At 70.0% G+C, this 12714-nt stretch carries 11 protein-coding genes; 3 read left to right on the forward strand and 8 right to left on the reverse strand.

The features are described from left to right. The first annotated feature begins 54 nt into the window (after positions 1-54). From MKK50_RS14610 to MKK50_RS14620, 3 genes are read left to right on the forward strand one after another with little or no spacing between them, the layout of a single operon-like run. Positions 55-822, forward strand: coding sequence for an SDR family NAD(P)-dependent oxidoreductase (locus MKK50_RS14610; RefSeq protein WP_499023298.1), 768 nt, complete (start codon positions 55-57; stop codon positions 820-822). A 5-nt stretch (positions 823-827) separates the two neighbouring features. Further along, on the forward strand, positions 828-1847 hold the full coding sequence (locus MKK50_RS14615) for a phosphotransferase family protein (protein WP_499023300.1): 1020 nt from the start codon (positions 828-830) through the stop codon (positions 1845-1847). Between the two features lie 2 nt (positions 1848-1849). Next, positions 1850-2221, forward strand: a complete 372-nt coding sequence (locus tag MKK50_RS14620) for a DUF6285 domain-containing protein (protein ID WP_499023301.1) — start codon at positions 1850-1852, stop codon at positions 2219-2221. Between the two features lie 102 nt (positions 2222-2323). Here MKK50_RS14620 and MKK50_RS14625 read toward each other — a convergent pair whose 3' ends face one another. The 8 genes from MKK50_RS14625 to MKK50_RS14660 form a co-directional block, all read right to left on the reverse strand. After that, positions 2324-2614, reverse strand: coding sequence for a hypothetical protein (locus MKK50_RS14625; RefSeq protein WP_499023302.1), 291 nt, complete (start codon positions 2612-2614; stop codon positions 2324-2326). 191 nt (positions 2615-2805) lie between these two features. Then, positions 2806-3894 (reverse strand): alpha/beta fold hydrolase, encoded by a 1089-nt coding sequence (locus tag MKK50_RS14630; protein ID WP_499023305.1) that lies wholly within the window; start codon positions 3892-3894, stop codon positions 2806-2808. Between the two features lie 36 nt (positions 3895-3930). Then, entirely contained in the window at positions 3931-4692 is a 762-nt protein-coding gene (locus tag MKK50_RS14635; protein WP_499023308.1) for a poly(R)-hydroxyalkanoic acid synthase subunit PhaE, read from the reverse strand. After that, positions 4689-6347, reverse strand: coding sequence for an AMP-binding protein (locus tag MKK50_RS14640; protein ID WP_499023310.1), 1659 nt, complete (start codon positions 6345-6347; stop codon positions 4689-4691). Before MKK50_RS14640 ends, MKK50_RS14635 begins: the two co-directional genes overlap by 4 nt. Next, positions 6347-8089, reverse strand: coding sequence for a 2-hydroxyacyl-CoA lyase (locus tag MKK50_RS14645; RefSeq protein WP_499023312.1), 1743 nt, complete (start codon positions 8087-8089; stop codon positions 6347-6349). The genes MKK50_RS14640 and MKK50_RS14645 overlap by 1 nt, the downstream gene beginning before the upstream one ends. A 62-nt stretch (positions 8090-8151) precedes the next feature. Continuing rightward, entirely contained in the window at positions 8152-9084 is a 933-nt protein-coding gene (locus MKK50_RS14650) for an AEC family transporter (protein WP_499023314.1), read from the reverse strand. A 112-nt stretch (positions 9085-9196) separates the two neighbouring features. Next, positions 9197-10786, reverse strand: coding sequence for a class I adenylate-forming enzyme family protein (locus MKK50_RS14655; RefSeq protein WP_499023317.1), 1590 nt, complete (start codon positions 10784-10786; stop codon positions 9197-9199). Positions 10787-10835: 49 nt separating this feature from the next. After that, positions 10836-12710: a TRAP transporter large permease gene (locus MKK50_RS14660; protein ID WP_499023318.1), complete on the reverse strand. Its 1875-nt coding sequence runs from the start codon at positions 12708-12710 to the stop codon at positions 10836-10838. Between the last annotated feature and the right edge of the window lie 4 nt (positions 12711-12714).

Genomic DNA, 12714 nt, shown 5'->3' on the forward strand with positions numbered 1-12714 from the left:
CGCCGCCCGAACGGGACGCCAGATCCCGGGCGGATCGGGGCGAGGGAGGGGACCTTGAGCGGATTGTTCGATCTCACCGGTCGGCACGTACTCGTGACCGGCGCCTCGAGCGGCCTCGGGCGGCACTTCGCGGGCACGCTGGCGCGGGCCGGGGCGCGGCTGACGCTCGGCGCGCGCCGGGCCGAGGCGCTGGCCGAGACCGTCGCGCACGTCGAGGCCGAGGGCGGCCAGGCGCACGCCGTCGTCATGGACGTGACCGATGCCGGCAGTATCGAGCAGGCGCTTGATCCCGCCGAGGAGCGGTTCGGCCCGGTCGCGGTGCTGATCAACAATGCCGGCGTGACGGTGACGCGGCCCGCCCTCGACCTCGACGAGGCGGACTGGGACGGCGTGATCGACACCAACCTCAAGGGCGTCTGGCTCGCCGCGCAGGCCACCGCCAAGCGGATGGTCCGGCACGGCACCGGCGGCAGCATCGTCAACGTCGCCTCGATCCTCGGCCTGCGGGTGGCCGGGGCGGTCGCGCCCTACACCGTGTCGAAGGCGGGCGTCGTGCAGCTCACCAAGGCGCTCGCCCTCGAATGGGCACGCCACGGCATCCGCGTGAATGCGCTCGCCCCCGGCTACATCCAGACCGAGCTGAACGACGCCTTCTTCGAATCGGAAGCCGGCAAGGCGCTCATGAAACGAGTGCCCCAGCGCCGCCTCGGCGCCGCGGGCGAACTCGACGGCGCCCTTCTCCTCATGGCCTCCGATGCCGGCAGCTACATGACCGGCAGCATCATCGCCGTCGATGGCGGCCACCTCGTATCGAGCCTTTAGAGATGATGGACGAGCATCAAAGGGTCGCTCTGCGCGACTGGCTCCGTGCGCGCCTGGAAGCGCCCGATCTCACGATCGAGGGCATGGAGACGCTGAGCGGCGGCTCGATCCAGGAGAACTGGATGTTGCGCTGCGCCCTGCGCGGCGACGCGCGCCGGTTCGTGCTGCGCAAGGACTCGGCCGCGACGATCGCGTCGAGCCGACCGCGCGCGGAAGAATTCGCCATCATGTCGGCGGCGTGGCGGGCCGGCGTGCGCGTGCCCGAGCCCGTCGGCTTCTGCCACGATGCCGGCGTGATAGGCGCGCCGTTCGCGGTGATGGGGCTGGTAGAGGGCGTCGGCCTCGGCCCCCGCGTCGCCAAGGATCTGAGCCTCGGCGGCGACCGGGAGGCGCTGGCCGAGGATCTCGGGCGCGAACTCGCCAAGATCCACGGGGTTCTGCGCGGTGCGCCGGATGGCGACCTCGCCTTCCTCGACGCGCCGGCCTCCGACCCGGCGCTGGCCGGAATTGCCACCATGCGCGCCACCCTCGACGCGATCCGCGCTCCGCGGCCCGCGGTCGAGTGGGGCCTGCGCTGGGCCGAGCGCCACGCACCGGCCTGCGCCGAACCGACCCTGGTTCACCGCGACTTCCGCACCGGCAACTACATGGTCGATGCCCACGGGCTGACCGCGATTCTCGATTGGGAATTCTCCGGCTGGGGCGACCCGATGGAGGATATCGGCTGGTTTTGCGCCGAGTGCTGGCGCTTCGGTCGGCCCAAGCTGGAGGCCGGCGGCATCGGCTCTCGCGCCGCCTTCTACCGCGGCTACGAGGCCGAGAGCGGACGGCGCATCGATGCGGAGGCCGTGCGCTACTGGGAGGTCATGGCGCATTTGCGCTGGGCCGTCATCGCCCTCGAACAGGGCTACCGTCACATCTCCGGGGCCGAGCCTTCCCTGGAACTGGCGCTGACCGGCCGCCTCACCCCCGAATTGGAGCGCAGCATCCTGCGCGACACCGCACCGGCTCACTGGACCGCCTGACCATGCGCCCCATCCTCCCCGATCACCCCTCCGGGGCCGCCCTGCTCGACGTGGCCCGCCGCGCCCTCCTCGACGAGGTCGCCCCCACGCTGACGGGACGCCAGCGCTACGTCACCCTCATGGTCGCCAACGCCATCGGCATCGCCATGCGCGAAATCGAAAGCGCCGAGGCGACGGCGAGCAGTTGGGAGCGGGCGCTCGCCCCGCTCACACAAGCCGGCGACGATCCGCTGACGGCGCTGGTCGCCGCGATTCGCGCCGGCTCGCACGACGGCGACGCCGGATTGCACGAGGCCCTGCTCGGGACGGCCGCCGTCGCGGCGGAGATCTGGAAGCCGGCGGCCAAGGACGCCGCAAAGCCCGGCGCCGCGTAACCGGCTCTCCTTGGCCGAGCCCCGCCGCGGCCTTGTTCGGCCGCGACGGGGCTCGGGCGCGATTGGACCGCGCCGGACGAAGATACCGAGGATCGGCTCGCCTCAACGGGCCGTGTTGGCCGGCTTCTCCGTTCCCGTGCCCGATCCGGCGCCCTTGTTGATAACCGCGTTGCCGCCGTTCTCGGTCGGATCGGCTGTCGGGGTGCCGGTGGTCGTTCCCCGCTCGCGGTCCGTCGTTCCGGTGCCCGAACCGGCGCCCTGGTTGACGATGGTGTTGCCACCATTGGCCGTCGGATCGGTGGCAGGGCCGCCCCCGGTACCTTGCGCCTGGGCGACGGTGCCGCTGCAAACCGCGAATCCGGTCAGGGCGGCGATGAGTGTCGTGCGCTTCATGGTGTTCTCCCGCTTCTCTTCTCACCTGTTCGGGTGCTCTTGGAGCAGAGGCCCCGCACTGCCGGCCTCTGCATCGGATCGAGATTGGTTTCGTCGAAAACTTCCGCGCCTGAGCGACCTCAGCGAAAGCGGCACCGGAGTTCCGGAGGAACGGCTGCCGGCGGCGAGACGGGCCGTCACCCGGTGCCGTCTCAGCGGGTCTCCAACCAGCCGAGGATGCGGTCGCTGAACTTGGCTTGGCCGCGGCTGACGAACACGCCGATATGGCCCCCGGTGATCGGGGCCTCGGTGTAGTCCTTCGCGCCGATCACCTGGGCCATCGCCTTGCTGGCGGGGGCCGGGATGATGTGGTCGGTCTCGGTGTAGAAGTTTAGCACCGGCACGGTAATCGCCCCCAGATCCACCGTCCGGCCGCCGATCTCGAAGGTGCCGCTGTAGAGCCGGTTGTCCTGGTAGAGATCCTTCAGCCATTGCCGGGCCGAGGCGCCGGTATGGTCCGGCCGGTCGGCGAGCCACTTCTCCATGCGCAGGAAATTCAGCAGCTTGTCGCGGTCCTGCCCCGCCTCCATCAGGGTGAGGTTGTACTTCGCGAGGCTGCGGAACGGTGTCATCATCGAGAACAGCACCCCGCCGACGCCGCCGGGCACGTTGCCGATGGTGTCGATCATCAGGTCGATGTCCCGCGCCTCCAGATTGCGGGTCCAGACGTTCATGAAACCGCGCTCGACCTGCTCGTTGCAGCGGTCGGCGTGGAAATCGACGGGCGTGACGCAGGTGACGAGGTTGCGGATCTTCTCGCCGTGCAGGGCGCTGTAGCAGAGCGAGAGCACCCCGCCCTGGCAGATGCCGAGCAGGTTGACCTGCTCGATGCCGTGCCGGTCGCGGATCGCCTCGACGAAACCATCGATGTAGATATCGACGAGGTCGCTGAAGTCGTCGAACTGGTCGGCTGGCGTCGGGTGGCCCCAATCGACGACGTAGACCGTGCTGCCGGCCTCGGCGAGGCTGCGCAGGAACGAGCGGTCCGGCTGCAGGTCGAGGATCTGCCAGCTTCCGACCATGGCGTAGAGCACGAGGATCGGTGTCTCGACCCGGCTCGGCGTGCCGGCCGCGATCCGGTAGAGCGTGCGCCCGTTGATCTGCGCGATCTTCTCCCGCGGTGTGGCGGCGAGGTCGACATCCTCGTCGCGGATCGCGCCGAGCTGCGCCGCTGCCGTCGCCGCCCGCTGGGAGAACTCCGCCAGTTCCTTCAGTCCCGGAATGGATGCGCCCTGCGCCATGCCAGCCTCCTCGTAACCCGTGCGGTTTCACGAAACTCAAGGAGCGTCCGGCGCAGCGTGGTCGGCGCTGCTGGCGCCCCCTGCCTTCAGCGCCCGCACCTCGCGACGTAGGCTGTGCACCTCGCGCATCAGGCCATGCAGCCGGGCGTAGACGTCGAGCATCTCGGTGCGGGTCGGCATGTCGATCGCCTCCGCCGCCATCTCGGCGCGGCGGCGCAGATCCTGGCGCTGCTGCATCGCCAGCCTCAGCATCCGCTGCTGTAGGGCAGCGAAATCCTGGGAGCGGTTGAACTCCATCAAGGTGCGGTCGAGCACGCCATTCCAGATGTCCATGCCGTCGGCCAAAAGGTCGGCGGTCTCGCCGCGGGCCCGGCGCGCCTCGACCTCGGCCTGGAAGTTCTCGCCGGCCTTGACCCAGACCGGCATCACCGCCGCGAGGTATTGCTGAACGAGCATCATCAAATCGACGGCGGCTTCGGGCGAGGGCAGCAGCGCGCCGTTCGGGGCCGGCAGGTCGGCGAAGCGCGGCAGCGCCAGTGCCCGCCGGAACTCCTCCATCAGTGGCGCCACGCTCTGGAGCCCCTGCGTCGGGTCGGCGAGCGCCCCCATCATCAGCGAGACGGAGGGGCCGCCGCGCGCTTCCAGCAGCGATTGCCACGTTCGCGACCACGCGGTCATCGCCTCCATCGAGGCGTTGAGCGAGGCGCCGAACATCCCGAACGGGTCGGACCCGCCGGACGCTTGCGTGCCGGTCCCGTCCGGACCGTTCTCTCGGGTGCCTGTCCGGGTGCCTATCATAGCGATCGCGCCTGCTCGCGGAGGACGAACTTCTGGATCTTGCCCGTCGAGGTCTTCGGCAGCGGCCCGAACACCACCGCCTTGGGCACTTTGAACCGCGCCATCCGCTCCCGGCAGAAGGCGATCACCTCCTGGTCGGTGAGGGCGCCTGCGCCGGGCTTGAGTTCGAGGAAGGCGCAGGGCGTCTCGCCCCAGGTCGCGTCGGGCCGGGCGACGACGGCGGCCAGCATCACGGCGGGGTGGCGGGTCAGCACCTCCTCCAGTTCCAGGCTGGAGATGTTCTCGCCGCCGGAGATGATGATGTCCTTCGAGCGGTCCTTGATCTCGACCGCGCCGTCGGCGTGCCAGACGGCGAGATCGCCGGTGCGGTACCAGCCGTCGGCGAGCGTCGCCTCGGTCGCGGTGGGATTGGCGAGATAGCCCTTCATCACGGTGTTACCGCGCATCATGATCTCGCCGAGCGTCGCGCCGTCCTGCGGGACGGGCTGCATCGTCTCCGGGTCGGCGACCATCACGGAGCCCAGCGTCGTCAGCGCTACGCCCTGGCGGGCCATGCGGGCGTAGCGCGCCTCGGTCGGAAGTACTGCCCAACCGGGCTGGAACAGCGAGGCGGTGCCAGGGCCGTAGCACTCGGTGGAACCGTAGAGATGGGTGACCTTGAAACCCAGCTCCTCCATGGTGCGCAGGATGGTCGAGGAGGGCGCGGCGCCCCCGGTCGCGCAGCGCACCACCGCGTGGGAGAACGGCACCCGCACCTCTCGCGGCGCGTGGGCGATCATCGAGAGTACGATCGGCGCGCCGCACAGATGCGTGACCCGGTGCTCGGCGATGAGCCGGAAGATTGCTGCCGGCTCGACCTTGCGGAGGCAGACCTGGGTGCCGCCAGCCGCCACGACCGCCCACGGATAGGACCAGCCGTTGCAGTGGAACATCGGCAGCGTCCAGAGATAGACGCTGTCGGGGTTGAGCCCGAAGGTGACCGCGTTGCCGAGCGCCTGCAGGTAGGCGCCGCGATGGCTGTAGACGACGCCCTTCGGATCGCCGGTGGTGCCCGAGGTGTAGAGCAGGCAGAGCGACTGCCACTCGTCCGGCGGCCCCTCCCAGGCCAAGTCCGGGTTGCCCTCTTCGAGCAGCGCCTCGTAGGCGAGGTCGCCGATCGCGGTGCCCTCCCCGCCGGGCGCTGCGATATCGATGACGAGGGGGCGGTTGTGCACGAGTCGCAGCGCCTCTTGCGCCAGCGGCGCCAGTTCGCCGTCGACGAGGAGCACGCGGGCCCGGCCGTGGTCGAGCGAGAAGGCGATCGTCGCCGCGTCGAGGCGGGTGTTGAGGGGGTTGAGCACGCCGCCCGCCATCGGGACGGCGTAATGCGCCTCGATCATCTCGGGCGTGTTCAGGGCGAGGATCGCCACGGTGTCGAGAGGGCTGACACCCCTCCCCCGCAGGGCCGAGGCGAGGCGTCGGCAGCGGGTGTCGAGCTCGCGGTAGGTGAGCCGACGCGCACCGTCGATCACCGCGACCTTGCCGCCGTAGGAGGCAGCGGCGTTCGCCAGGAAGCTCGCGGGCGTCAGCGGCACGTAATTCGCCGCGCGGCGCTCGAGGCCGGCCTCGAACAGGTGCGGTTCTCCTTGCGCGGGGAGCGGGAGGGCGGCGCTCATCACGCTTCGCCCGCGCGCCACTTGCGCTCGGCCTCGTCCCAGGCGGCGAGCGGCTGGAGGTCCGGCACCCAGGCCAGCCCCGTCTTGGCGTCGGAGGAGACGGCCTCGGGCGTGACCACTACGTCGAGCAGCGCCGGGCGGTTGGCAAGTGCGCGCTGAATCGCCGGCCCGAGTTCCGCTTCGGTCTCGACCCGTTCGCCGTGCATGCCGAGCGCGCGGGCCATGGCCGCGTAGTCGCTGAATGCGAGCTTGGTGCCGATCACCCGGCCATGGGTGACGGTCTGGTCGTGGACCTCGATCTGCCACGCACCGTTGTTGGCCACAACGATCAGGACCGGCGCCTTGTGCCGGGCGGCGGTGTCGAGTTCGATCGCGTTGAAGCCGAAGGAGCCGTCGCCGGTCGCCACCAGCGTGGTGCGGTCGGGATGTGCGAGGCTTGCGGCGATGCCGTAGGGCACGCCGACACCGATGCAGCCGAACGGGCCGGGATCGAGCATGATCGGCGCCGAGAGGCCGATGCGGGCAAAGCTGAGGAAATCGCCGCCATCGGTGACGACGATGGAGTTGTCGTCGATCGCCTCCTGAAGCGCGGCGATGACACGGTTCGGATGCAAGCGCCCGTCCGAGCCGGCGGGGGCGGTGGCCATGGTCTGCTTGAGCTTGGAAGCGCGCTGCTCGTGGCCAGCGCGGAGCTTGCCCGCCCATTCGCGGTCGACGCCGCTCTCGCGGTTGCCCGCGGTCTCGACGATGGCCCTCAGGGCGGCGGCGGCGTCGGACAGGATTTCGACGGCGCCGCGGCGGTTGTCGCGTAGCTCTGCCGGGGTGTCGGCCAGACGCACGAACTTCGCGTTGCCGAAAATCGCGGGCGAACCGAAGGCGAGTTGGAAGTCGAGCCGGCGGCCGACGGTGAGGATCACGTCGGCGTCGGTCATCACCGCGCCGCGCATGGCGCCGACGACGGACGGGTGGGCGTCGGGCACGAGGCCGCGGCTCTCGCCGGTATCGAGATAGACCGCGCCGAGGCGGTCGAGCAGCGTCACGAGTTCGGGGCCGGCACCGCGGGCACCGCGGCCTGAGATAACGAGAACGCGCCGGGCCGACCAAAGGAGATCGACCGCCGCCGCGATCCGCTCGGGATCGGGCCGTACCGCGACGCGGGGCTTCGATTCGAGATGCTCGGCCATCTGCAAGGGCTTCGGCACGAGGCCGCGCATCGTGTCGGCGGGGAAGTCGATGTAGGAGGGGCCGGGCTCACCGCCCTCCCCCAGCGCCCGTGCGATCGCCTCGTCGAGTTCGGCCAGCGCCAGCGCCGGCTCGCGCACGGTGCGGGCGTAGCGGGTGATGGTGCGCACCAGATGCGTATGGTCGAGATCCTGCAACCCGCCGCGGTTCTCCTGCGGCCGGGTGTTGGTGCCCGACAGGACCAGCACCGGCGCACGGGAGACGTGGGCGTTGGCGATGCCGGTGATGGCGTTGGTCATGCCGGGGCCGGCGGTGACGAGGGCGACCCCGAGCCCGCCGGTCACCTCCGCATGCGCCTGGGCCATGTGCACGGCGGCGCGCTCGTCGCGCACGTCGATGATGCGGATGCCCTCGGCGTCGAGGCGCATCCACAGTGCCATGATGTGCCCGCCGCAGAGCGCGAAGACCCGATCGACGCCGCGCGCCTTCAGGGAGCGCGCGACCACCGCGGCGACGCTGTCGGTGCTGATGGGCATCGGGCCGAGGATGGGGCTGACCATGGGGCGTAACCTCCGGCTTCAGTTTGTCTTGCAGTTTGTCTTGGACGACGCGGGGCGCCGGCTCAGACGAGCCAGGCGAGGACGAGGGAGAGCGTGACCACCGAGACGACATGCGAGACGAGGATCACCCCCGAGGTCGCGGCGGGCTGAAGGCCGTAGGCCTTGGCGAGCGAGAAGGCGCCGGGCCCGGTCGGCAGAGCGCTGAGGATGACCGCGACGCTCGCCCAGACCGGCGGCATCGCGAAGACGTGGAAGACCAGCAGCGCCGCCAGCGCCGGCTGCAGCAGCAGCTTGAGGGCGACGAGCACGCCGATCCGCGGCAATTCGCGAACGTCGAGCGTCTCCTGCGCCAGCACCAAACCGATACAGATCAGCGCGCAGGGTGCGGCCGCCGCGCCGAGCAACTCGCCGAAGCGCGCCACCGGCAGGGCGAGACCGAGGCCGGACAGCCCGACGCCGAGGCCTGCGATCGGCGCGAGGAAGAGCGGGTTGCGCAGGAGCGAGAACCCGACGTCGCCCAAGCGGCGGCCGAGGCTCACGCCCTTCTTCAGATCCGCTTCGATCATCACGATCGCGGCGAGGAAGTGGATGCAGGCGGTGAATAGGGTCGCGACGACCGCGGGCGGCAGCCCTTCCGCCCCGAACACGATCAGGCAGAGCGGCAAGCCCATGAAGCCGACATTGCTGTAGCTCGCGTTGAGCCCCGTCATGGTCGCGTCGGCGATCGACTCCCCCCGGCGCCGGCTCAACCAGAAGCCGAGCATCGAGTTGACGAGGACGCATCCGCCATAGGCCATCATGAACCCGAGATGCCCGAGTTGCTCGGGCGTCATCCGGGCCATGGCTACGAAGACGAGGGCCGGCAGGGCGAGCGTGATGACGAAGGCGTTGAGGCTGTCGGCCGCCGCCTTCGAGAACACCCGGAACAGGCCGCAGAGATAGCCGGTCAGGATCAGCCCGAAGAGCGGCAGTGCCGCGTTCAGGACCGCCTGCATAAGCGCTCCCGTACATGCCAACGCGCGGGGAAGCGCCGGCCCGCGAGGGCGGCGGTCCCGTTTGTGCTGTCGGCGGAAAAGCCATGGTGGAGCCCGTCAGCGCGGCGCGGCCTCAACCGGCGGCCTTTTGGGAAGCGGCGCGCGCCTCCTCCTCCATGACCTGGGCCTTCAGGACACGGTGCAGCACCTTGCCCGTGGCGTTGCGCGGCACGTCGTCGTGATGAACGAAGGAGCAGGTGCGGGGCCGCTTGTAGCCGGCGAGATGATCCTTGCTCCAATCGATCAGCGCCTTGCCGTCGAGTTCGGCTCCGTCGTGGAGCACCACAGCCGCGTGGACGCGCTCGCCCCATTTGGCATCGGGCAGACCGATCACGGCGACGTCCCGCACCGCCGGGTGGCGGCCGAGCGCCGACTCGACCTCGGACGGGTAGACGTTCTCACCGCCCGAGATAATCATGTTGCTCTTGCGATCGACGAGCTGGATGAAGCCGTCGGCGTCCCGGCGGGCCATGTCGCCCACCGTGCAGTACTCGCCGCGGAACGCCTCGCGGGTCTTTTCCGGCAGCTTCCAATAGCCGTCGAACAGGTAGGGGTTGGAGCAGTAGAGTTCGCCCGGCTCGCCGTCGGGCACCTCGTTGCCGGCCTCGTCGAGGATCTTGATCGGCGCCGAGCCGACGCATTCGCGTCCGACCGAGCCGAGCTTGGTGAACTGCTCCTTCGGGTGGAGCATGGTCGCCCAGCCGACCTCGGTGGCGCCGTAGAGCTCGTACAGGCCGGAATTCGGGAACAGCTCCATCACCGCGCGCTTCGTCTCTTGGCGCGCGGGCGCGGAGGAGATCATCAGCTTGGTGACGTGGTCGAGGTTGTAGCGCTCGCGCACGCCGCCGGAGAGTCCCAGCATCATGATGTAATGGGTCGGCACCAGCGAGGTGAAGGTCGCGCTGCCCTCGGCCAGCGTCTTGAGGCAGTGCTCCGGATCGAAGCTCTTGCGCGAATAGATCGAGATGCCGCCGCCGCAATAGCTGAAGGCGCCGAAGAAATAGAGCGAGTTGGCGTGGCACATCGGCATGACGAGCAGCGCGCCGTCGTTGCGGTGGATGCCGAGCTCGATCTCGGTGCAGAGGGAGAGGTTGCTGGCGCCGCGGTGGCTGCGGATCGCACCCTTCGGGTTGCCGGTGGTGCCGGAGGTGTACATCAGCATCCACGGATCGGCCGCCGCGACCGCGACATCGGGCTCCGCGGCGCTGCCCTGGCCTAAGAGATCCTCGTAATCGCGAAAGCCCGCCGGGCAGGACGCGGTCCCGAAATGGATGACGTTGGCGTCGGGGATCGAGAGCTCGGCGCGGATCTCCTCGATGAGGCCGGCGAGTTCATCCTGGACGATGAGGGCTGCGGCCTCGGCGTTCTCGATGATGAAGCGCACTTCCTTGCCGACGAGGCGGAAGTTGATCGGCACGGAGACGAGCCCGGCCTTGGCGGTGGCAGCGTAGATCTCGGCCCACTCGACGCAGTTGTAGGCCAGCACCGCGACACGGTCGCCCTTCCTGAGGCCGAGGCTGAGCAGCGCGTTGGCGAGCCGGCAGGAACGCTCGTTCCACAGCCGGAAGCTCATGGCGCGCTCGAGGTCGCGCGCGCCCATGCGCTCAGGCGCCAACCGCGCGTGGACCGAGAGCATCTGGCCGAAGGTGAGAAGGTCTTTCATGAAACATTCTCCCGCGTATCGATGCGGCGCGCGCCGCTCTCGGCGGCGCTCACTTGAGGAGGCCAGTTGAAATCCAGGGAAGGGCGGCGACCAAAGCGGTGCCGACGACGAGGGCGGCGAGGTAGCCGCCGATGGGCCTGATCCCGGCATCGGGATCGACCCGGCCGATGGCGCAGGCGGCGTAGTAGCCGACGCCGAAGGGCGGTGCGAACAGGCCGATGCCCATCGCGAGAACCACGACCATCGCGTAGTGCACCTCGTGAATGCCGACCTGCCGGGCGACCGGGAACAGCAGCGGCCCGAACAGCACGATCGCCGGAATGCCCTCCAGCACGCTGCCGAGCACGATGAAGAACAGAACCGTGACAGCCAGGAACACCGGCGCGCCGCCGGGCAGCCCGGCCATGAAGTGGGCAAGGCCTGCCGAGAAGCCGGATTGGGTCAGGCCCCAGCTCATGGCGGTAGCGGCGCCGATGATGAGAAGGATGGCGCCCGACAACCCGGCCGTCTCGACCAGCATCGGCCGGAGCCGACGCCCGTCGAACTGCCGGTAGACGAGGAGCCCGACGAGGCCGGCATAGACGATGCCGATGGTCGAGACCTCGGTGGCGGTGGCGATCCCCTCGACCACGGCCGCGCGGATCACAAAGGGCAGCGCGAGCGCCGGAAGCGCAAGGAGGAAGGCGCGGCCGATCTCGGATCGGGTCGCCCGCTGCATTGGCGCGATCGCGCCGGGGCCGCGGGCACGACGCCAGACCACGGCGCAGAGGCAGGCGCCGACGACGAGGGCGGGCAGCAGGCCGCCGGTGAACAGGGCGGCGATCGAGACGCCGGTCACCGAGCCGATGGTGAGCAGCACGAGGGAGGGCGGGATCGTCTCGGTCTGCGCGCCGGTGGCGGAGAGCAGCGCCACGAGGTCGCCTTCGTCGGCGCCGCGCTCGCGCATCGCCGGGAACAGCGCAGGCGCCACCGCCGCCATGTCGGCGGCCTTCGAGCCGGAGATGCCGGAGACGAGGTACATCGCCCCGATCAGGACGTAGGAGAGGCCGCCGCGGACATGCCCGAGCAGGCTCGCCATGAAGGCGACCATGGCGCGGGCCATGCCGGTCATCTCGATTAGGAGGCCCAGAAAGACAAAAAGCGGCACGGCGAGCAGGATGAGCGGTGACATCCCCTCTTCCATTCGGCCCGCGATGACCTCCACGGGGACGGGGGTCGCGAGCGCGATGTAGCCGAAACTCGAAAGCCCGAAGGCGAACGCGATCGGTACAGCCGCGAAGACAAGACTCGCCAGGATCACGACGAAGAACAGGGCGAGGTTGAGGTTGCCGAGCCCTTCGAGGAAGGGCCCGAAGGCGGTCGCGAGGGCAATCGCCGCGGCAAGTCCCGCGGCCAGCCCGAGCACGCGGCCGGGCTCCGCCGTGCGAAGCACCCGAAGGCCACCGAGGACGAGCATTAGCACGAGGCCGACCGGCAGGGCGGCGGCGCGCCACGCATTCGAGATCTGGAGCGCCGGCGTCGTCACGGCGGCTTCCTCGTGGGCGTAGGCCAGCGCGCCCGGCAGGGCGAGGAGCAGGAAGGCGAGCGGCGCGGCCTGCGCGAAACGGTCGAGCCGAGCGCGCCCGCGCGGGCCGACGCGGCCGAGCAGCGCCGTCATCCGCATATGGCTGCCCTGGCGCAGGGCGATCACCGCGCCGAGCATCCCGAGCCACAGGAACAGGATCGCGGCGAGTTCGTCCGTCCAGATCAGGGGCGAGCGGAACAGGTAGCGGGCGAGCACGCCGGAGAGCAGCACGACGATCTCGGCGACGACGAGGGCGCAGGCCAGCGCATCGACGCCGGCCCCCAAGCCGCGATCGACCCGCGCCAGCCAGAGCGGCCGGTCGAGGGTATGCAGAGGGTCGAGATCGTCGATCGCGTGCATGGCC

It is taken from the genome of Methylobacterium sp. J-043, assembly GCF_022829505.1.
Taxonomy (GTDB): domain Bacteria; phylum Pseudomonadota; class Alphaproteobacteria; order Rhizobiales; family Beijerinckiaceae; genus Methylobacterium; species Methylobacterium extorquens_A.

Coding starts and splice junctions, on each gene's coding strand:
- MKK50_RS14615 (WP_499023300.1), top strand. CDS start 828: ATGGACGAGCATCAAAGGGTCGCTCTGCGCGACTGGCTCCGTGCGCGC.
- MKK50_RS14620 (WP_499023301.1), top strand. CDS start 1,850: ATGCGCCCCATCCTCCCCGATCACCCCTCCGGGGCCGCCCTGCTCGAC.
- MKK50_RS14625 (WP_499023302.1), bottom strand. CDS start 2,614: ATGAAGCGCACGACACTCATCGCCGCCCTGACCGGATTCGCGGTTTGC.
- MKK50_RS14630 (WP_499023305.1), bottom strand. CDS start 3,894: ATGGCGCAGGGCGCATCCATTCCGGGACTGAAGGAACTGGCGGAGTTC.
- MKK50_RS14635 (WP_499023308.1), bottom strand. CDS start 4,692: ATGATAGGCACCCGGACAGGCACCCGAGAGAACGGTCCGGACGGGACC.
- MKK50_RS14640 (WP_499023310.1), bottom strand. CDS start 6,347: ATGAGCGCCGCCCTCCCGCTCCCCGCGCAAGGAGAACCGCACCTGTTC.
- MKK50_RS14645 (WP_499023312.1), bottom strand. CDS start 8,089: ATGGTCAGCCCCATCCTCGGCCCGATGCCCATCAGCACCGACAGCGTC.
- MKK50_RS14650 (WP_499023314.1), bottom strand. CDS start 9,084: ATGCAGGCGGTCCTGAACGCGGCACTGCCGCTCTTCGGGCTGATCCTG.
- MKK50_RS14655 (WP_499023317.1), bottom strand. CDS start 10,786: ATGAAAGACCTTCTCACCTTCGGCCAGATGCTCTCGGTCCACGCGCGG.
- MKK50_RS14660 (WP_499023318.1), bottom strand. CDS start 12,710: ATGCACGCGATCGACGATCTCGACCCTCTGCATACCCTCGACCGGCCG.